Annotated in this window: 20 protein-coding genes; 10 read left to right on the top strand and 10 right to left on the bottom strand. The window is 72.7% G+C overall.

The window, feature by feature from the left end:
- Nucleotides 1-24: 24 nt before the first annotated feature.
- The 4 genes from ACLFMI_RS06665 to ACLFMI_RS06650 form a co-directional block, all read right to left on the bottom strand.
- The gene (locus ACLFMI_RS06665) at nucleotides 25-801 is read right to left on the bottom strand and encodes a dihydrofolate reductase family protein (protein ID WP_410946846.1); all 777 of its coding nucleotides are present in this window, start codon (nucleotides 799-801) and stop codon (nucleotides 25-27) included.
- Nucleotides 798-1664, bottom strand: coding sequence for a dihydropteroate synthase (gene folP / locus ACLFMI_RS06660; protein ID WP_410946845.1), 867 nt, complete (start codon nucleotides 1662-1664; stop codon nucleotides 798-800). Before folP ends, ACLFMI_RS06665 begins: the two co-directional genes overlap by 4 nt.
- Before the next feature lie 290 nt (nucleotides 1665-1954).
- On the bottom strand, nucleotides 1955-3163 hold the full coding sequence (locus tag ACLFMI_RS06655) for an acyl-CoA dehydrogenase family protein (RefSeq protein ID WP_410946844.1): 1209 nt from the start codon (nucleotides 3161-3163) through the stop codon (nucleotides 1955-1957).
- Between the two features lie 25 nt (nucleotides 3164-3188).
- Nucleotides 3189-3719 (bottom strand): SCP2 sterol-binding domain-containing protein, encoded by a 531-nt coding sequence (locus ACLFMI_RS06650; protein ID WP_410946843.1) that lies wholly within the window; start codon nucleotides 3717-3719, stop codon nucleotides 3189-3191.
- Nucleotides 3720-3831: 112 nt separating this feature from the next.
- On the opposite strand from ACLFMI_RS06650, the gene ACLFMI_RS06645 reads away from it, so the two are divergent.
- Both ACLFMI_RS06645 and ACLFMI_RS06640 read left to right on the top strand, forming a co-directional pair.
- Nucleotides 3832-4518: a TetR/AcrR family transcriptional regulator gene (locus ACLFMI_RS06645; RefSeq protein ID WP_410946842.1), complete on the top strand. Its 687-nt coding sequence runs from the start codon at nucleotides 3832-3834 to the stop codon at nucleotides 4516-4518.
- A gap of 53 nt (nucleotides 4519-4571) precedes the next feature.
- The gene (locus tag ACLFMI_RS06640) at nucleotides 4572-5948 is read left to right on the top strand and encodes an NAD-dependent succinate-semialdehyde dehydrogenase (protein WP_410946841.1); all 1377 of its coding nucleotides are present in this window, start codon (nucleotides 4572-4574) and stop codon (nucleotides 5946-5948) included.
- 11 nt (nucleotides 5949-5959) lie between these two features.
- Here the strand turns inward: ACLFMI_RS06640 and ACLFMI_RS06635 are convergent, their stop codons facing one another.
- A complete protein-coding gene (locus ACLFMI_RS06635) occupies nucleotides 5960-6799 on the bottom strand; it encodes a hypothetical protein (protein WP_410946840.1) in 840 nt (279 codons plus the stop codon).
- Nucleotides 6800-6942: 143 nt separating this feature from the next.
- Complete coding sequence (gene deoC, locus ACLFMI_RS06630; RefSeq protein WP_410946839.1) at nucleotides 6943-7662, bottom strand: deoxyribose-phosphate aldolase; 720 nt, start codon at nucleotides 7660-7662, stop codon at nucleotides 6943-6945.
- A 127-nt stretch (nucleotides 7663-7789) separates the two neighbouring features.
- Here deoC and ACLFMI_RS06625 point away from each other — a divergent pair, with 127 nt between their 5' ends.
- Complete coding sequence (locus ACLFMI_RS06625) at nucleotides 7790-8365, top strand: GNAT family N-acetyltransferase (RefSeq protein WP_410946838.1); 576 nt, start codon at nucleotides 7790-7792, stop codon at nucleotides 8363-8365.
- A gap of 16 nt (nucleotides 8366-8381) precedes the next feature.
- Here the strand turns inward: ACLFMI_RS06625 and ACLFMI_RS06620 are convergent, their stop codons facing one another.
- Together ACLFMI_RS06620 and ACLFMI_RS06615 are read right to left on the bottom strand one after the other, a co-directional pair.
- Nucleotides 8382-9527 carry an RNA polymerase sigma factor gene (locus ACLFMI_RS06620; protein ID WP_410946837.1) on the bottom strand — a complete coding sequence of 382 codons (1146 nt, stop codon included), beginning with the start codon at nucleotides 9525-9527 and terminating at the stop codon, nucleotides 8382-8384.
- 8 nt (nucleotides 9528-9535) lie between these two features.
- On the bottom strand, nucleotides 9536-9943 hold the full coding sequence (locus ACLFMI_RS06615; RefSeq protein WP_410946836.1) for a YciI family protein: 408 nt from the start codon (nucleotides 9941-9943) through the stop codon (nucleotides 9536-9538).
- Nucleotides 9944-10184: 241 nt separating this feature from the next.
- Between ACLFMI_RS06615 and ACLFMI_RS06610 the strand changes: the two genes are divergently transcribed.
- Nucleotides 10185-10889: a DUF433 domain-containing protein gene (locus ACLFMI_RS06610; protein ID WP_410946835.1), complete on the top strand. Its 705-nt coding sequence runs from the start codon at nucleotides 10185-10187 to the stop codon at nucleotides 10887-10889.
- A gap of 9 nt (nucleotides 10890-10898) precedes the next feature.
- Nucleotides 10899-11411 (top strand): PIN-like domain-containing protein, encoded by a 513-nt coding sequence (locus ACLFMI_RS06605; protein WP_410946834.1) that lies wholly within the window; start codon nucleotides 10899-10901, stop codon nucleotides 11409-11411.
- Here the strand turns inward: ACLFMI_RS06605 and ACLFMI_RS06600 are convergent.
- Nucleotides 11332-11658, bottom strand: coding sequence for a hypothetical protein (locus tag ACLFMI_RS06600; protein ID WP_410946833.1), 327 nt, complete (start codon nucleotides 11656-11658; stop codon nucleotides 11332-11334). The genes ACLFMI_RS06605 and ACLFMI_RS06600 overlap by 80 nt on opposite strands.
- 336 nt (nucleotides 11659-11994) lie before the next feature.
- Complete coding sequence (locus ACLFMI_RS06595; RefSeq protein WP_410946832.1) at nucleotides 11995-12612, bottom strand: TetR/AcrR family transcriptional regulator; 618 nt, start codon at nucleotides 12610-12612, stop codon at nucleotides 11995-11997.
- Between the two features lie 132 nt (nucleotides 12613-12744).
- On the opposite strand from ACLFMI_RS06595, the gene ACLFMI_RS06590 reads away from it, so the two are divergent.
- The 5 genes from ACLFMI_RS06590 to ACLFMI_RS06570 are packed head-to-tail and all read left to right on the top strand — an operon-like array spanning nucleotide 12745 to nucleotide 18815.
- On the top strand, nucleotides 12745-13602 hold the full coding sequence (locus tag ACLFMI_RS06590; RefSeq protein WP_410946831.1) for a CoA transferase: 858 nt from the start codon (nucleotides 12745-12747) through the stop codon (nucleotides 13600-13602).
- The gene (locus tag ACLFMI_RS06585) at nucleotides 13599-15122 is read left to right on the top strand and encodes a class I adenylate-forming enzyme family protein (RefSeq protein ID WP_410946830.1); all 1524 of its coding nucleotides are present in this window, start codon (nucleotides 13599-13601) and stop codon (nucleotides 15120-15122) included. Before ACLFMI_RS06590 ends, ACLFMI_RS06585 begins: the two co-directional genes overlap by 4 nt.
- Before the next feature lie 43 nt (nucleotides 15123-15165).
- Entirely contained in the window at nucleotides 15166-16326 is a 1161-nt protein-coding gene (locus ACLFMI_RS06580) for a thiolase family protein (RefSeq protein WP_410946829.1), read from the top strand.
- A gap of 31 nt (nucleotides 16327-16357) precedes the next feature.
- Nucleotides 16358-18034, top strand: a complete 1677-nt coding sequence (locus ACLFMI_RS06575) for a long-chain-fatty-acid--CoA ligase (RefSeq protein WP_410946828.1) — start codon at nucleotides 16358-16360, stop codon at nucleotides 18032-18034.
- Entirely contained in the window at nucleotides 18027-18815 is a 789-nt protein-coding gene (locus tag ACLFMI_RS06570) for an enoyl-CoA hydratase/isomerase family protein (RefSeq protein WP_410946827.1), read from the top strand. Before ACLFMI_RS06575 ends, ACLFMI_RS06570 begins: the two co-directional genes overlap by 8 nt.
- Nucleotides 18816-18820 lie beyond the last annotated feature (5 nt).

The raw sequence follows: 18820 nt of genomic DNA, 5'->3' as shown, positions 1-18820 counted from the left end.
CATCAAGGTGATCCGGTGTTGTCGTCAGTGTGACGATCCCAGGATCGCCGGCCCGCGCACCCGGTAGCGCATCAGGAGCGTGTCGTCCCCGGTCAGGACCGAGATCAGCTCGAGCCGGGACGGGTCCATGGCGCCGCGGGCGATCCGTCCGGCCCCGCCGGAGACCAGGAACGGCGCCAGGGTGAGCCGGAGCTCGTCGACCAGGCCGGCCGCGGCGAGACCGCCGAACAGTTCCGGGCCACCCATGCAGTTGACCCGGCGCAGGCCGCGGCGGTCGAGCTCGGCGACGGCGGCGTGCAGGTCCACCGATCCGTCGCCGACCAGCACGACATCCGCACCGGCGTCGGACCACCGGCTACGGAGGCCATCGGGCACCGCGGCACAGGTGAGCACGACGGTGGGCACGAGGGTGTCGGTGAGCACCGGCGCGGTCGGGGCGAGCGAACGCCCGGACCCGGTCACCACGGCGGTGACCGGGACCTCGGCGAGCGCGAACCGGCGCCGCCGGTCGGCCATCCGCTCACCCGGCCGTACCCCGGAGAAGCCCTCGGCGGTCGCGGTGCCGGCGGCGACCAGCACGGCATCGGCGAGATCGGTGCCCAGATGGAGCACCGTCCGGTCCGGAGGCGTGGACAGGCCCGCGGAGGTGCCGGCGACCGCCACCGCGCCGTCCGCGCTGGACACGAAGTTGGCGCAGATCCGGATGCGGTCGTCGTCCGGGTAGGCGTAGAGGGCCTCCAGCGCCGCGGTCGTCAGCGGTCCGGCCACGTCGGGCGGGTAGATCTGGTCGATGGTGCTCACGCGAGGAGCCTCACCGCGCGCGACGGGTTCCGCTCGCCGCGCACGGTCGCGACCATCTCGCAGGTCTCCCGGGTGGCGCGGGCCTGGTGCGCGCGCACCATCGCCACGCCCCGGTCCGCGGCCAGCGCGGTCGCGGCCAGCGTCCCGGTGAGCCGCTCCTCCAGCGGCACCGCCAGGGACTCCCCGACGACGGTCTTGTTCGACATCGCCAGCAGCACCGGCCAGCCGGTCGCCACCATCCGGTCGACGCCGCGCAGCACCGTGAGGCTGTGGAGGGTGTTCTTCGAGAAGTCGATCGCCGGGTCGATCAGGATCCCGGCCGCCGGGACGCCGGCGGCGACGGCCTTCTCGGCCAGCGCCACGGTCTGCGCGATCACCGAGCCGAGGACGTCGGCGTAGTGCGGCCGGTGCGGCTCGGTGCGCGGGGTGACGTGGTCGGTGTGCGCGCTGACGTAGCCGACGCCGTAGCGGGCCGTGACGTCCAGGATCGCCGCGTCGGACGCGGCCCAGTTGTCGTTGACGAGGTCGGCCCCGGCCGCGCAGACGGCGTCGGCGGGCCCGGCGCGGAAGGTGTCGACGCTGATCACGACGTCCGGGAACTCGCGGCGCGCCCACTCGACCGTCGGCACCACCCGGTCGATCTCCTCCTGCTCCGTGACCTCGGTGCCGGGGCTGGCCGGCACGCCCCCGATGTCGATGACGTCGGCACCCTCCCGCACGACGGCGGTGATCCGGTCCCGGGCGGCCTGCTCGGCGAAGGTCACCCCGTGGTCGTAGAACGAGTCCGGGGTCCGGTTGACGATCGCCATGACCATCGCCCGGTCGCGGTTCCAGGTGCGTCCGCGGAACGTCAGGCTCGGCACGCGTCCTCCTCGCAACACGGCCGGGCTCCGTCGGCGGGCCCGGCTCGCACTCCATCTTGGCCAGCCGGGTGGCCGACCGGCCACCCGGTCGCGCCCGGGGATGCGCGGATCACCGGCCGGACCGAAGAGGATCTCCGGCCCCTGTGCACGGGACCGCCGTTGTCGTCGGGTCGACAAGAAATTCGCCGGCGCACCGGGCGCGTCGACCGCTGATCACGGATCGGGAAAGGATCTGGCCATTCGTGACTGCTCCGCTTCCCGATCCGTGATCACCGGGCGAGCGGTCCGATTCAGGCCAGGTGCATCCCGGAGATCGCGCGGGCGATGACGAGCTGCTGGATCTGCTCGGTGCCCTCGAAGATGTCGTAGATCTTCGCGTCCCGGTGCATCCGCTCCACCGGGTGCTCCCGCGAGTACCCCGCACCACCGAGGATCTGGATCGCGCGCTCGGTCGCCCACACCGCGACCCGGCCGGCCTTCAGCTTGGACATCGAGCCCTCGCCCGCCGTGAACGGGACGTTGTTGCGCCCCATCCAGGCGGCCCGGTGCACGAGCAGCCGGGCGGCGTCGATCTCGGTCTTCATGTCCGCGAGGGTGAAGGAGATCGACTGGTTCTCGATGATCGGACGGCCGAACGCGACCCGGTCGCGTGCGTACTCGAGGGCGTACTCGTAGGCGGCCCGGGCGATGCCGATCGCCTGCGCACCGACGGTCGGCCGGGACAGCTCGAAGGTCTGCATCGCAGCCGAACCCTTGCTCTGCACACCCTCACGCGCCCGGGCCAGCCGCTCGTCGAGCTTCTCCTTGCCACCGAGCAGGCAGCTGCCGGGAAGCTTCACCTCGTCCAGGAAGACGTCCGCGGTGTGCGAGGCCCGCAGGCCCATCTTCTTGATCTTCCGGGTGGACTCCAGGCCCGGCGTGCCGGGCGGGACGACGAACGCCGCCTGCCCCTTGCTGCCGAGTCCCGGGTCGACGACGGCCTGAACGACGTGGATGTTCGCGATGCCGCCGTTGGTGGCCCAGGCCTTCTGACCGGTCAGTGTCCACTCGTCGCGCGCCTCGTCGTACACCGCGCGGGTGCGCATCGCCGAGACGTCCGATCCGGACTCGGGCTCGGACGAGCAGAACGCACCGACCTTCGGGTCGGACGCGTCGCCGTAGCACTGCGGGATGAACTCGACCATCTGCTCCGGGGTGCCGGAGGAGAAGATCCCGGCCACCGCGAGCGTCGTCCCGAAGATCGCCATGCCGATGCCGCCGTCGCCCCGGAAGAGCTCCTCGTTGACCAGCGGCATGGACAGCCCGGTCTCGTCACCCCAGAACGACGCGAGCGTCTCGAAGTTGTAGAGCTCGATCTTCGCGGCCTCCTGCAGGATCGGCCACGGGGTCTCCTCGCGCTCGTCCCACTCGGCCGCGGCCGGGCGGACCACGTCGGTGGCGAAGCCGCGCACCCACTCCTGCAGCTCGCGGTGCTCCTCGGACAGCTCGAACGACGTCATATCTGCTGGTCTCCGTGTGTTGTCGTCAGGCCGACGGGATCGTGAACATCTTCTGCAGGGCGGTCGCGAAACCGACGTCGCCGGTGACCTTGAGCTTGCGCGTCATGAACAGCGTCACCGGGTTGGCGTTGTTCGTGACGACCTTGAGGAACTCGGTCCCGGGCATGGTCAGCGCGGTCCGCGGCTCCTCGTCGGTGCCCTCCGTGACGGTGCAGGTGCCGTCGTGCAGGACGGTCTGGAAGCTGTCCACGCGTCCCCCGTCCTTGATGTGCCAGTGCACGACCTGGCGGTTCCCGCTCGCCCCCTTCGAGGAGTAGAACTCGCTCATCCGGCCGAAGATCGCCTCCAGCACCGGCCGCCGGACGTCGGAGGACATGACGGTCGCCAGCTGCTGCTTGGACGCGGTCTTGACCAACCGGGCGAACAGCGACGGGTCGACGTCGTTCGGGTCACCGTCACGGAGCGCGGTTCCGAGCGTGGCGACCAGCTGCTCGTCGGACAGGGACTGCGGGTCGACGCTGCGGCCCAGTTCGTTGACATCGACCGTGTCGGCCATCGCTCCACCTCGCTGTGATTCCGGACGGCTGCGGCTCCGGAGAAGTGTCCGGTACTCGCCGTACCGGCTCGGACGGGCGGTACTTTACGTAGTAGTAGATAGAGTGTCGAGGGTGACCACCGACCCGGCGCCGGCCGCGGCGCAGCGCCGCCGGCGGCTGTCCCCGGAGCAGCGCGAACGCCAGGTGCTGGACGCGGCCGTCCGGGTGTTCTCCCGGTCCGGTTTCCACGACGCGTCGATGGACGACGTCGCCGAGCAGGCCGGGGTGTCGAAGCCGATGGTGTACACGCACGGCGGCGGCTCGAAGGAGGAACTCCTGCGCCGCTGCATCCGGCGCGAGGCCGACCGGTTGCTGGTCCCGGTCTCGCAGGCCGCGGGGTCGCGGACCGCCGCGTCGCTGCCCACCGGGGCCCGGACGCCTGCCGCACCGGCCGACACCGGCCCGGACGCGGAACACCGGCTGCGGCACGGCCTGCGGGCGTTCTTCGCGACGCTGACCTCGCACCGGGACGGCTGGTCGGTGCTCTACCGCCAGGCCCGCGCCGGTTCGATCGCCGACGAGGTGCACGATGCCCGGTCCCGGATCGTCGAGCGGGTCGCCGGGTTGCTGGCCGACGAGCTCGCCGTGCCGGCCGGTGCCGACCCCGTCGTCATCGCGACGCCGGTCGCCGCCGCGCTGGTCGGGGCCGCGGAGGGGCTGGCCGACTGGTCCGCGGCTGGCGGCTCGGACGACCCGGACGTGCTCGCCGGACTGCTCATGACCCTGGTCTGGCCCGGCCTGGACCGGTTGCGCGGGTGAGGCCGCCCGGCCGTCCGGTGTGTTCCGGCGGCGTGCGCGGGTAACCGCCGGACATGGCCATTGCGACGACCAACCCCGCGAACGGCGAGACGGTCCGCGAGTTCGACGCGCTCACCGACGCCGACCTCGAGCAGAAGCTGCAGCGCGCCGAGGAGGCGTTCCGGAGCTACCGGAGCACGACGTACGCCGAGCGCGCCGGTTGGCTCCGCCGGGCCGCGGACATCCTCGACGACGAGACCGACGACCTCGCCCGGCTGGCGACCCTGGAGATGGGCAAGACCTTCGGCGCGGCGCGGGCCGAGGTGTCGAAGTCCGCGCTCGGCCTGCGCTGGTACGCCGACAACGGGGAACGGATCCTGGCCGACGTCGGGTGGTCACCGGGGTCGGCACCGGACGGTGCCCGGGTCTTCACCCGGTACCAGCCGCTCGGCCCGGTGCTGGCGGTGATGCCGTGGAACTTCCCGTACTGGCAGGTGTTCCGGTTCACCGCGCCCGCGCTGATGGCGGGCAACGTCGGCCTGCTCAAACACGCGTCGAACGTGCCGCAGGTCGCGCTGGCGATCGAGGACGTGCTGCGCCGCGCCGGGTTGCCGGACGGCGCCTTCCAGACCCTGCTGGTCGGGTCGTCGGCGATCGAGGGCGTGATCGACGACGAGCGGGTCCGCGCGGTCACGCTGACCGGGTCCGAACCGGCCGGTCGCGAGGTCGGGGCGCGCGCCGGGCGCAACGTCAAGACCAGCGTGCTGGAGCTGGGCGGCAGCGACCCGTTCGTCGTCATGCCCTCGGCCGACCTGGACGCCGCGGTCGACCAGGGCGTGCAGTCCCGGCTGCTGAACAACGGCCAGTCCTGCATCAACGCGAAGCGGTTCGTCGTACACGACGACGTCGCCGACGACTTCGAGCGCCGGCTCGTCGAGCGGTTCGAGGCCCTGCGGGTCGGTGACCCGATGGACGAGGGCACCGATCTCGGCCCGCTGTCCCAGGCCCAGGGCGTCGCGGACCTCGACGCCCAGGTACGGGACACCGTCGCCGCCGGGGGCCGGGTGCTGACCGGCGGGACGCCGCTCGAGGGCCCCGGGAACTGGTACCCGGCGACCGTGCTCACCGACATCCCGGCGGGGTCGCCCGCGCACCGCGAGGAGCTGTTCGGCCCGGTCGCGCTGATCTTCCGCGCTCGCGACGCCGACGACGCCCTCCGGATCGCCAACGACTCCCCGTTCGGCCTCGGCGCCAGCGCCTGGACCACCGACCCGGACGAGCAGGAGCGGTTCATGAACGGGATCGAGTCCGGGATGGTCTACATCAACAGCCTGACGGCCTCGACCCCCGAGGTGCCCTTCGGCGGGGCGAAGAACTCCGGCTACGGCCGGGAGCTCGCCGACTTCGGGCCGACGGCGTTCGTCAACGCGAAGACGGTGTGGATCCAGTGAGCCCGTGACCGTCAACTCTCGGTGGGGCGGGTGACGAGCCGGCGTGACCGGTCCGGGAGCCGGTCGACGATCCGGCCGATCCGCTCGGTGGTGCCCTGCAGCGGGGCGAGCGCGTCGGCCAGCACCCCGATCTGCCGGTCCAGGGCGTCGATCCGGGCGGCCACCGACTGCAGGTCGGGCGCGACGGCACCGAGCTGCTCGGCCGCCTGGGCCAGGTTGGCGTCCAGCGCGGCGAGCCGGGGTCCGGCCTCGCCGTCCTCGACGGCCGGATCGGACACCGCCGCCGCGATCCGCTGCAGCGGGCCGTCGCCGCCGACCGCACCGGCCAGCGACGCCAGGTCGGCGCGCGAGCGCGCCAGCTCCCGCAGCGGTTCCACGGCGCCCGCCAGCGTGGCCAGGTCGTCCGAGGTCCGGGCCAGTTCGCTCAGCGGGCCGACGGCCTCGGCCAGCCGGGCCAGGTCGGCGCGGGCGGCGGCGAGTTCCCGCACGGCGGGCACCGCACCGGCCAGCTCGTCGAGATGCGCCCCGGCCTCGGCCAGGGCGCGCAGCGGCTCGGCCGCTCCGGCCAGGTCGATCACGGCGGTGCTCAGCCGGTCCACCCGGTCGACGATCTCCGGGTCGTCGGCGAGCTCGAGCACCCGGCCCAACACGCCGTCGAGCACCGGGGCGAGACCGGTGAGGGTGGTCTCCACACCGGCGATCCGGCGCGGGAGGGCGGCCAGCTCGCCCGCCACGACGGGCAGCGCCTGCACCGCGTGCGGCGCTCCGGCGAGCCAGCCCGGCAACCGGCGGCCGATCTCGACGGCGGCGCCGACGGTCCCGATCGCCGCGCCGAGCACCGTTCCGGTCACCCCCGCCGGCGTCCACGGGTGTGGCAGCGGCGACTCGGCCATCGGTTCCCTCGCAGGTGTCGTCGCGGCCCGGACCGGCCCAGCTTCGCAGATGCACGGCGCTCCCGGGCGGTGACGTACCGGCGGGGGCGGTCGGTCGGGAGTCAGTACGACGTCGTGTCGATCCGGGCCGCCGCGCCGTCGCCGCGGTCCCGGGCAGCGGCGTCGTCCAGGATCGTGGCCGTGCCGCTGGTACCGAACCGGGTCACCCCGGCGGAATGGAACGTCAGTACCGTATCCAGGTCCCGGACCCCGCCGGAGGCCTTGACCTGCACCGCAGGGCCGACACCGCGCCGCATCAGCGCGACGTGCCCCGGCGTCGCACCACCGCCGGCGAAACCGGTGGAGGTCTTCACGAACGCCGCGCCGGCCCGTTCCGCGGCCGCGCAACCGGCGACGATCTCGTCGTCGGAGAGCAGCGCCGTCTCCAGGATGACCTTCACGACGTGCTCCCCCGCGGCCTCGACGACCGCCCGGACGTCGTCCTCGACCTCGTCGAACAGGCCGCTGCGCAGGCGTCCCACATTGAGCACCATGTCCAGCTCGGCGGCGCCGTCGGCCAGCGCCTGCCCGGCCTCGGCGACCTTGGCCCGGGTGCTGGTCGTGCCGTGCGGGAAGCCGATCACGGTGCCGACCGCGACGCCGGTGCCGGCCAGGCGGGCGACCGCGTGCGCGACGTCGCTCGGACGCACGCAGACGCTGAAGACCCGGTACCGGGCGGCGACGTCCAGCTCAACATCCACATCGGACCGGGTGAGCTCGGGGCGGAGGATCGCGTGGTCGATCATCCCGGCGATCTCGGTTGCGGTGAGCGGACGGTTCACGGCGGCCCTCCGGGGCGGCGGAGGATCGTCCCCCGCGACGGCAGCTGACCATCGCGAGGCTACGCGCGCCCGCACGGTGCACCTTCTGGACGCGACCGGGGGCCGTGCGCGGCGGTACTGTGGCGCGATGGATGTTCGGCTCGAGACGGGCCGGTTGCTTGTCCGGCCGTGGACGATCCTCGACACCGAGGACGCGTTGGCGACCTACGGGGTCGCGGACGTGACCGGGTGGCTGACCCCGGCCACCGACCACGTCGGCGACGCGGACGCGATGCGAGCGGTACTGGTGGCCTGGGCCGAGGCACAGGTCAACCTGGAGCCGCCGCGCGGACGGTGGGCGATCGAGCGCCGCTCCGACGGCGTCGTGGTGGGTGGCCTGGCGATCCGGTTGCTGCCGCCGTACCAGGACGACCTGGAGGTCAGCTTCCAGCTGCGCCCGGACGCGTGGGGGCACGGCTACGCCCGGGAGGCGGCCGCCGAACTCATCCACTGGGCGTTCGAGAACGGGGCCGAGGAGCTGTTCGCGGTGGCCCTGCCACGCAACACCCGGGCGATCGCGACCGCGCGCAGGTTGGGGATGCAGTGGGTCGGTGAGACCGACAAGTACTACGACCGCACCCTGCAGGTCTACCGCGTCCGCCCGGGTGATCTCCTCGTGGAGCCGACGGCGCCGGAGCTGCCCGACACCGACCGGCCCTCCTGAGGACCAGCGCGACCGATCAGCGACGGTGTCGCGCGTTGAGCCGGGCGGCTTGTCGCGTCAGGTGATCGCGCTCGGCGAGGTCGGGAGCCTTCCGGGCCGCCTCGGCGTACAGCCGTGCCGCCGTCGCCAGGTCGCCGTCCCGCTCGTGGAGGTAGGCGGCCACCGCGGCATGGCGGGGCAGCGCGTCGTCCAGCGCCGCGAGCGCCGCCAGGCCGGCGCGCGGTCCGTCGGCCTCGCCGAGCGCCACCGCACGGTTGAGCCGGACGATCGGGCTGTCGATCAGACGCGCCAGCTCGTCGTACCACTCGACGATCTGCACCCAGTCGGTCTCCTCGGCGGCGGGCGCGTCGGCGTGCAGGGCCGCGATGGCGGCCTGGGCCTGGAACTCGCCCAGCCGGTCACGGGCCAGCGCCGCCTGCAGGATCTCGACGCCCTCGGCGATCGACCCGGTGTCCCACCGGGTTCGGTCCTGCTGGGCGAGCGGCACCAGGCTGCCGTCGGGCGCGGTGCGGGCGGCGCGCCGGGCGTGGTGGAGCAGCATGAGGGCGAGCAGCCCGGCCACCTCCGGGTGGTCGATCGCGGTCGCGAGCCGCCGGGTGAGCCGGATGGCCTCGGCGGCGAGGTCGACGTCACCGGAGTACCCCTCGTTGAAGACGAGGTAGAGGACGCGCAGCACGGTCCCGACGTCGCCGGGCCGGTCCAGGCGCACCGCCGCGACGGTGCGCTTGGCCCGGCTGATCCGCTGGGCCATGGTCGCCTCGGGAACCAGGTAGGCCCGGGCGATCTGCCGGGTGGTCAGCCCGCCGACGGCGCGCAGGGTGAGCGCGACCGCCGACGACGGCGTCAGCGACGGGTGCGCACACAGGAAGTAGAGCTGGAGCGTGTCGTCCACCGTGGACACGGGGCCGGGCGCCGGGTCCTCGTCGAGGATGTCCTCGCGACGGCGACGGGCGGTGTCCGCCCGCGTCGCGTCGAGGAACCGGCGCCAGGCCACGGTGACCAGCCAGCCCTTCGGGTCCCGCGGCGGCTCGGACGGCCAGACGCGGACCGCTTCGACCAGCGCGTCCTGCACGGCATCCTCGGCCGCTACGAAGTCGGCTCCGCGACGGACGAGGATCCCGAGCACGCTCGGCGTGAGGTTCCGGAGCAGAACCTCGTCCACCGGAGAGGTCACTCCGTGACCGTGGGCGGCGCGGTCAGGAACGGGCGCACCTCGAGCCACTCGTGGATCGGGTCGCCGCCCGCGCCCGGTGCGGCGGACAGCTCCCCGGCCAGCTCGACGGCCCGCTCGTAGCTGTCGACGTCGATGACCATCCAACCGGCGATGAGGTCCTTGGTCTCCGCGAACGGGCCGTCGGTGACCGGCGGGCGCCCCTCGCCGTCGTACCGGACGAACGTCCCCTCGGGGGCGAGCGCCTGACCGTCGACGAACTCACCGGTGCCTTCGAGCCGGGACGCGAAGTCGTTCATGAACTGGACGTGGGCGGAGATCTCCTCCGGCGTCCACTGGTCCATCGGCACGTCGTTCACCGCAGCCGGGGCGCCGCGGTAGTGCTTGAGCAGCAGGTACTTGGCCATCGTGGTCTCCTCGGTGTGGTGCGGCCCATCTTGGCCGCATTCACCCTGGGGACGGAGCCCGTCACGGGTTCTCGACATCACCGGCGAAGAATTTTCCGAACCATCGCACGTCGCTCGTCACCGGCCCTGGTTCCGGCCGGCGCGGAACAACGACGACGCTCCCGGCAGAGCGCGCGGTCGGACCGCTCCGGCCACCACAGATGCCCGCACGGCGCGCGTTCGAGTAGGGCACACTTGCCCTGTGTCCGCAGCCGGAAACGAGTTGCTCGACCGCCCGGTCTACGGCATGAGCCAGGCCGCGCGGCTACTGGGACTGCGCACCGACGGGATCCGTCGCTGGATCGACGGCTACGAACGTCAGGGGAAGGTCTACGCACCGGTCATCCGAGAACGCCCCACCGGCTCGGACACAGTGACCTGGGGCGAGTTCATCGAGGCCGGCTACCTACGCGAGTACCGGGCCACACACGTCTCACTGCAGTACCTTCGCCCGGTCATCGGCTTCCTCCGCGAGCGACTCGACGTCCAGTATCCCTTGGCGACGCTCAAGCCGTATACGACCGGCCGCGAGCTCGCCCTGGCAGCGCAGCAGTTCGTGGGGCTCGCCCCGGACCTGAGCATCGTGATCCTCGGCCGCGACGGATCGCTGACCCCGTCGTCTCCCGCCCTGGCTTTCCTCGACAAGGTCGAGTTCAACGACGTGAGCGATGTGGCCGAGCGGCTCTTCCCTCTGGGCCGGGAGGCACCCGTCGTCCTCGACCCGCATCGAGGATTCGGCGAACCGACGATCCCGGAGATCGGCGTCCGCACCGAGGTGGTCGCCGAGCTCGTCGCAGCCGGTGAGGAACCGGAACGGGTCGCCGAGATCTACTCGATCACGACCGCGGCCCTCCAGCGCGTCGTCGAGTTCGAGCGACACCACGGCGACACCGGCCGCGCCGCCTGACTCCCGGACGTGCCCGCACGCGCGCAGCCACCACGCTGGTTCTTCGACGAGAACTCCATCGGCATCGCCCAGGCACTCCACCACGTGCGCGGCGATGTCACCTGGCCCGGAGGACCGGACAGCCCGGTCTCCGCCGGCACCCCTGACCAGGACTGGCTGCCTGTTGTCGGGCAGCACGGCCTCGTCGTCCTCACCCGAGACAAGAAGATCCGCAGTCGACCACTCGAACGGAAGGCGCTTCTCGACCACGGCGTACGAGCGTGTTTCCAGACGGCCGGTGGTCAACTCACCCTCTTCGAACAGCTTCGATTGTGGCTGCGCTGGTGGGACGACGTCGAAGCCCTCGTCGAGCACGAGCCCGGCCCTTGGCTCGCCGGCGTCAACCGGGCCGGGGCGAAGATCTTCGACCGCTCCGTGGTGCGACCTCTACTGCGCGGTCGAGCTAACAACCGTCGACGCCGGGCGGTGTGTTCGCGCACCGCGCCCAGTATTCCTCCTGCGCGGCAGCTTCGCCGGCATTGATCTCCGCGTCCTGCTCCGGGGAGCAGCCGTACCCGATGCACTCACCGTCCATCCAGGTCTGTTCCGCGAACGCCTCGTGCGCTGCTTCCTTCTCTGCGTTGATCGCGGGGCAGTCCTTGTTCACGATGATTTCGTCGACGACGCGTGCATCGGCTGCGGGCTCGCTCGACTTCCGAGTCGTGAACGAAGCCGGCGGCGTCGTCGTGCCGGAAGGCCACTCGCGATTCGACACCCAGTTCGCGAGCACGGGTGTCGGTGTCGGCGATGAAGCTGCTGCTGACGTCGACCCCCAGCCCCGTGTAGCCGAGGACTCGGGCCCAGGTGCACAGCATTTCGCCCTTACCGCACGGGGTAGATCCATGACTGATGTGCTGCCTCACGTCGGTCGCGCAGTTCCGGGATGACGTGTGATCGGCGGGGCCGATCGGGGCAGAATGGTCACGGCTACCAACTCCAGGGGCCGTTCGGTCGGTCAGGCGTGGTGACCGTAGCGGTGACAGACCCCTGCGGCGATCTCGTTTCGGAGCTCACGTGGACGGAGCCGGCAACCGGGTCCAGTCGAGCGCGTCGGCGTCCTTTGCGGTCAGTCGTCGGTCGACACATCGCGGCGGCCGTCCAGACGCACGACGATCCGAGGCGACGATGCGTCGGAGCCCACGCCGAACTCGTCGACGATCCGGTCGGCGAGCGGCTGCAGGAACACCTGCCCCAGCTGCCTGATCATGATCGTCAGGACCTGCTCGCCGATCGTGCTGCGCGCTGAGGCGAGGCCACGGCGGCGCAGCTCGCCCACCTGGTCCGCGGTCAACGCGCTGAGCTTGCTGACCAGGTCGCCGCGTTCGCCGTGCGGGTCCAGGACCGCGCGCCGCAGGTAGTCCACGACGGCCGGGCTCTGGGCGAGCATGGCGGCCACGGCGCGGTCGCGGGCCGCGGCCACATCCGCGCCCGAGCCCTCCGCCGGCGCGGACAGGATCGCGTCGGCGAACCGGTCGACGATGTCGAGCTCGACCGCCTCACGCAGCGCCTCCTTCGTGCCGAAGTGGTGGACGATCAGCCCGACCGTGACCCCCACCCGGGCCGCGACGGCGCGCATCGGCGTGCCCGCCACCCCGCGCTCCGCGAACAGCTCCAGCGCGGCGTGCCGGATCCGTGCCCGGGCCGTGAGGTCCTCGGTCCGGCGCGGCCGCGATCGCTCGCTCATGTCGCCGACCGGGCCTGCACCGTCACGGCACGCATCGTACGACCCCGCCCTTGTGTCGATCACGTCGCGAACTATACGCTCAATGCAAGTTACTGTACGCATGTACAGTCCTCCTCGAGGATGGGAGACGACGTGGACCGAGGGTCGGCTGCGCCGCTGGACGGCGTGCGCGTGGTGTCGCTGGCGGTGAACGTCCCGGGCCCGGTGGCCGCGGCACGGCTCGCCGACCTCGGCGCCGACGTCGTCAAGGTGGAGCCACCGGCCGGGGACGCGTTGCACGTCGCGGCGCCCGGTTGGTATCGCGAGCTGACCGCCCGGCAGGAGGTCGTGACCCTCGACCTGCGCGATGCCGCGGACCGCGAGCGGCTCGAGGAGCGGCTCGCGACGGCCGACGTCCTGCTCACCGCGATGCGCCCGGCGGCACTGGACCGGCTGGGCCTGCGCGGGAGCGTGCGCCGTCACCGGCAGGTGCACGTCGAGATCGTCGGCTACGACGGCGAGCGCGCCGGCGAGGCCGGGCACGACCTGACCTACCAGGCCGCGCACGGCACGCTGCAGCCGCCGGCCGTCCCGACGGTCCCGGTCGCGGACCTCCTCGGCGGGGAACGGGCGGCCCTCGCCGCCGTCGCCGGTCTGCGCGGGCGCGACCGCAGCGGGGACGCGGTGCACGAGCTGGTCGTGCTCGACCGGGTCGCCCGGGACGCGGCCGCCGGGGTGCGGCACGGGCTGACCGGGCCCGGCGACGTGCTCGGCGGGGCGAGCCCCGGGTACGGGATCTACCCGACGAGCGACGGTCACGTCGCCGTCGGCGCGGTCGAGCCGCACTTCGTCGCGCGGCTGGCCGACGCCGTCGGACACACCCGTGCCGAGCTCGCCGCGCGGTTCGCCACGGCGGACAGCAAGCGCTGGCAGGAGCTCGGCAACGAGCTCGACATCCCGATCGTCGCGGTCGGGCCCACCGTCGACGACACCCTCCAGGAGATGCGATGACCAGCCTTCCCGGCGTCCTCGCCCGCACCGCCCGCCGCTGTCCCGACCGGGTCGCCGTGCAGTTCGGCGACGTGGCGCTCACCTACGCCGAGCTGGACCGCGAGGTGGACGGGCTGGCGGCCGAGCTGGCCGGCCGTGGCCTCGTGCAGGGCGACCGCATGCTCCTGCTGGCCGGCAACAGCGACGCGTTCGTCATCGCCGTCTACGCCGGACTCCGCCTGGGCGCGATCGTGGTGCCGATCAACCCGCGCTCGGCACCGACGGAGATCGACTACCTGGTCACCGACACCGGGGCCCGGCTCCTGCTGTTCGGCCCCGAGGTCGCCGACGGCGTCCGGGCGTGGCACGCGCTGCCCGACCGGGCGGGCGAGGCGGAGCCGCTGGCGCTGGGCACCGTCGAGGGATACGAGGACGTCCGCGCCGCTGCCCGGGACCACGCCGCCCGGCCCGCCCACGTCGAGGTCTCCGAGGACGACGACGCTCTGATCATCTACACGTCCGGGACCACCGAGCGGCCCAAGGGGGCGCTGTTCGACCACCGCCGGGTGCTGTGGGTCGGGATCAACTCCAGCATCGGCATGGGCCTGCGGGACGGCGAGCGGATGCTGCACGTCGCCCCGCTGTACCACTCGGCGAGCCTCAACATGCTGCTGCTGAACGGGGTGATGCTCGGGGCGACCCACGTGATCCTCCCGGCGTTCGAACCGGCCACGGTGGCCGACACCCTCGCCCGCGAGCGGATCACGTTCTTCTTCGGCGTCCCGACGATGTACACCCACCTGCTGCGGCTGCCGGATCTCGCCGATCGCGACCTCTCACGCCTGCGGATCTGCCTCTACGGCGCCGCACCGATGCCCGCCCGCACCGCCGAGGCCCTGGTCGCAGCGCTGCCCGACGCCTGGATCGTGCAGGCGTGCGGCCAGACCGAGGGCGGCCCGGGCGGCATCCTGCTGCACCACGACGACGTCGTCGCGCGCCCGGAGGCCAGCGGTCGGGTCGCGGTGCCCAACACCGAGGTGCGGATCGTCGACCCGAGCGGGAACGACGTCGAGCCGGGCACCGTCGGCGAGATGATCATGCGCGGCGAGTCGATGATGAAGGGCTACTGGCGCAAGCCGGAGGCGACCGCCGAGACCGTCCGCGACGGATGGGTCCACACCGGCGACCTCGCCCGGATCGACGAGGACGGCTACATCACCCTCGTCGACCGCCTGAAGGACCTCATCATCACCGGCGGGGCGAACGTCTACTCCGCGGAGGTGGAGGGCGTCCTCGCCGCGCACCCCGCGGTCGGCGACCTGGCCGTCGTCGGGCGCCGGAGCGAGGAGTACGGCGAGATCGTCGTCGCCGTCGTCGACCTCACGCCGGGAGCCACGCTCACGCTCGACGAGCTGCGCGAGTACGGCCGCACGCATCTCAGCGGTTACAAGCTCCCGCGGGAGCTCACGATCGGCGCCGTCCCGCGCAACCCGTCCGGCAAGATCCTCAAGCACCGGCTCCGGGCGGCCCTGGATGACTGAGGCGCGCACAGGATTCCCGCACCCGCTCCACAGGAGACGCCGCATGACCCGAGAAGCCGTGATCGTCGATGCCGTCCGCACCCCGGTCGGCAAGCGCGGCGGGCAGCTGCGCGACTGGCACCCGGTCGACCTGCTCGCGCACACCCTCACCCACCTCGTCGACCGCACCGGCGTGGCCCCGGACTCGCTGGCCGACGTGATCGTGGGCTGCGCCCTGCAACGCGGCGAGCAGACCGGCAACGTCGCCCGCACCGCGCTGCTCGGCGCCGGGCTGCCGATCGGTCTGCCCGGCACCACCCTGGACCGCCAGTGCGGCTCCGGTCAGCAGTCGGTCCATTTCGCGGCGCAGGGCGTGCGCTCCGGCGAGTACGACGTCGCGATCGGCGCCGGTGTCGAGTCGATGTCGCGGGTCGACCTCGGCCCGCTGTTCGACCCGAGCGGGCCGCGGGGCGAGTGGTACGGCGAGCGGGCGCTCGCCCGGTTCGAGGGCAACCTGCCCGCCCAGGGCCCGTCCGCCGAGCTGGTCGTCGCCAAGTGGGGCTACACCCGCGACCAGCTCGACGACTTCGCCGTCCGCAGCCACCAGCGGGCCGCCGCGGCGACCGACGCCGGGCACTTCGCGGCGCAGCTCGTGCCGCTCGAGGGCGTCGACGGCCCGATGACCCGCGACGAGGGCATCCGCGCCGCGCCCGACCGGCGGCGGATGGCCACGTTGACGCCGGTCTTCGACCCGGCGGGCGCGATCACCGCCGCGAACTCGTCCCAGATCAGCGACGGCGCCGCCGCGCTGCTCGTCGCCGACCGGTCGTACGCGGAGGCGGCCGGCCTGCGGGCGCGGGCACGGATCGTGTCGATGGCGGTCGCCGCCGACGACCCGGTACTGCAGTTCACCGCGATCCTCGGCGCCACCCGCGCCGCGCTCGACCGGGCCGGGCTGACGATCGGTGACATCGACCTGGTCGAGGTCAACGAGGCGTTCGCGCCCGTCCCGATGCTCTGGCGCGACGAGTTCGGCTACCCGGACGACCAGCTCAACGTGAACGGCGGCTCGATCGCGATCGGCCATCCGCTCGGCTCGACCGGCGGACGCCTGCTCACCCAGCTCCTCGACGAGCTGGAGCGCCGCGAGGCCCGCTACGGCCTGCTCACCGTCTGCGAAGCCGCCGGCATGGCCAACGCGACCGTCATCGAACGCCTTCCCTGACCCCACCCGCGCACCGACGAAGGAGTCCCGCGTGCCGGCACCCACCCGCCCCGTCGTGACCGGACACCCGTCCACGATGGGCGACGACGTCCAGCTCAACACCACCACTCTGATCCGGCACGCCGCCCGGACCCACGGCGACCGCGAGATCGTCCACCGCCTCCCGGACGGCGGCTGGGGCCGCTACACCTACGCCGACGCCTACGACCGCATCGTGCGCGGGGCGAACGCCCTGGCCGGCCTCGGTGCCGGCCCGGCCACCCGGGTCGGCATCCTCGACTGGAACAGCCGCCGCCACTACGAGCTCTACTGGGCGATCCCCGGTCTCGGGTCGGTGATGGTGCAGCTCAACCTGCGCCTGGGGCCCGAGGACCTCTCCTTCGTCGTCTCCGACAGCGGGACCTCGATCGTCTGTGTGGACGAGACGCTGCTGTCGGTCGCCGAGGCCGTGGCCCCGATGCTGCCCGACGTCACGGCGTGGGTCGTGCTGACGGACAAGCCGCTCGACCGGATCAGCACGACGCTGCCGAACGTGCACCACTACGAGGACCTCGTCGCTGCCGCGGCCCCCCGGATCGACTGGCCGGAGATCGACGAACGCTCCGCCTACAGCGCCTGCTACACGACCGGCACCACCGGCAGGCCGAAGGGCGTCTACTACTCGCACCGCGCGATCTGCCTGCACTCCTTCTCGCTCGCCACGAACATCGGCATGACCCTCGACGACTGCACGATGCTGATCACGCCGATGTTCCACGGGCAGGCCTGGGGTCTGCCGCAGGCGGCCACCCTGACCGCCAACAAGATCGTCCTGCCGGGCCGGTACACGGCCGAGGACACCAAGCCGCTGACCGACGCGCTGATCGCCGAGGATGTGACCGTCACCAACGGTGCTCCCGCGATCTTCGGGCCGATGCTGGACTACATCCGCTCGCTCGAGGACAAGCCCGATCTGGGGCGGCTGCGGATGATGTCGGGCGCGACCGAGCCGCCGCTGTCGCTGATGCGCGGCTTCGCCGAGCTGACCGGCGCGGAGATCGTGCACGCCTACGGCGCGACCGAGACCACGCCGCTGGTCACCATGAACCGGTACAAACCGGGCGTGCGCGCCCGCCTGTCCGGTGACGACCTGCTCGAGCTCAAGCGCAAGCAGGGGCTCCCCGCCACCCTGGTCGACGTCCGGCTCGTCGACGCGGCCGGCGAGGACGTCCCGCACGACGGCGTCGCCCAGGGCGAGATCTGCGTGCGCGGCCCGTGGATCACCACGCGCTACCACAACATGGCCGACGCCGACGACCGTTTCACGGGCGGCTGGTGGCGCAGCGGCGACGTCGGCACGATCGACCCGGACGGCTACCTCAAGGTCACCGACCGGCTCAAGGACGTGATCAAGAGCGGCGGCGAGTGGATCTCCTCCATCGACATGGAGAACCTCCTGGCCGGCCACCCCGCCGTCGCCCAGGCGGCGGTCGTCGGGCTGCCGCACCCCAAGTGGCAGGAGCGACCGTTCGTGCTCATCGTCCCGACCCCCGGCCACGAGGTGACGCTCGCGGACCTGCATGCGCACCTGTCGCCGGCGTTCGCGTCCTGGCAGCTGCCGGAGTCCTTCACCACGGTCAGCGAGATCCCCCGCACCAGCGTCGGCAAGGCCGACAAGAAGACCATCCGCGCGACGTGGGCCGGTCACTACGGCGGTACCGATGACTGAGCGGCCCACCCGGACCCTGGTCTCCACCGAGCGGCACGGCCCGGTCGCACTGCTCACGCTGGAGCACGCCGGGTCCTACAACGCGCTCGGCCGCGACCTGGTCACCGAGCTGACCGGCCGGCTCACCGACGCGGCCGCCGACCCCGACGTGCGCGTCGTGGTCCTCACCGGCGCCGGCCCGGCGTTCTGCGCCGGCGCCGACATCGCCGAGGTCCCGGCCATGATCGGCGCGGCGCCGACCGACGAGCTGCCGTTCGACCGGCTCTTCGACGTCCTCACCGACTACCCGACACCGACGGTCGCGGCCGTGCGCGGTATCGCCTACGGCGGCGGGTGCGAGCTGGCGCTGGCCTGCGACATCGCGATCGCCGGCCGTTCCGCCCGGTTCGCCGTCCCCGAGGTCACGCTCGGAGTCATCCCCGGGGCCGGTGGCACGCAGCGACTCGTGCACGCGGTCGGCAAGTCCAAGGCGATGCGCATGCTGCTGTCCGGCGACCCGGTCGACGCCGCATGGGCCTGCGACGCCGGGCTGGTCGCCGACGTGGTCGACGACGACGAGGTCGTCCCGGCCGCGATCGGGCTGGCCCGCCGCATCGCCGGCAACGCACCGCGAGCCGTGGCACTCGCCGCGGACGCCGCCCGCCGGGCCCACGACCAGCCGCTGCGGGAGGGGCTGGCGACCGAACGCCACCACTTCCTGCGCGCGCTCGGCACCGACGACGCCCGCGAGGGGCTGTCCGCCTTCACCGCGGGCCGCACACCAGCCTTCACCGGCCGATGAGAGGG

The sequence above is a fragment of the Pseudonocardia nantongensis genome (assembly GCF_046546495.1).
In the GTDB taxonomy this organism is placed as follows: Bacteria; Actinomycetota; Actinomycetes; order Mycobacteriales; family Pseudonocardiaceae; genus Pseudonocardia; species Pseudonocardia nantongensis.
Note: the sequence above shows the minus strand (reverse complement) of the source record. Positions and strands in the feature narration are given on the sequence as shown.